We start from the raw sequence: 345 nt of genomic DNA, 5'->3' as shown, positions 1-345 counted from the left end.
CTCCGCCGTGGAGTACGCGTCGTCGACCGCCGTCGGCGCGTCGTTGGCCGCGGTGACGGTGATCGTGACGGTGGCCGTGTTCGAGTCAGCGGTGCCGTCGTTGGCCTTGTAGGTGAAGGTGTCGGTGCCGTTGAAGTTCGCGTTCGGGGTGTAGGAGAACGACCCGTCCGCGTTGAGCGTCAGCGTGCCGTTGCCCGGCCCGGCCACCAGGACCGCGGTCAGCGGGTCCCCGTCCGGGTCGGTGTCGTTGCCCAGCACGCCCGGGGCCGGCTCGACCAGGGCCGTGTCCTCCGCCGTGGAGTACGCGTCGTCGACCGCCGTCGGCGCGTCGTTGGCCGCGGTCAC

The 345-nt window shown here is 71.9% G+C and carries 1 protein-coding gene; it reads right to left on the bottom strand.

From position 1 onward, the window contains the following. Positions 1-345 (bottom strand): cadherin-like domain-containing protein (locus BV907_RS11245; RefSeq protein WP_139346727.1); only part of this gene is annotated, 345 nt, incomplete at both ends.

This window comes from Sinomonas mesophila (genome assembly GCF_001999765.1).
In the GTDB taxonomy this organism is placed as follows: Bacteria; Actinomycetota; Actinomycetes; order Actinomycetales; family Micrococcaceae; genus Sinomonas; species Sinomonas mesophila.
Note: the sequence above shows the minus strand (reverse complement) of the source record. Positions and strands in the feature narration are given on the sequence as shown.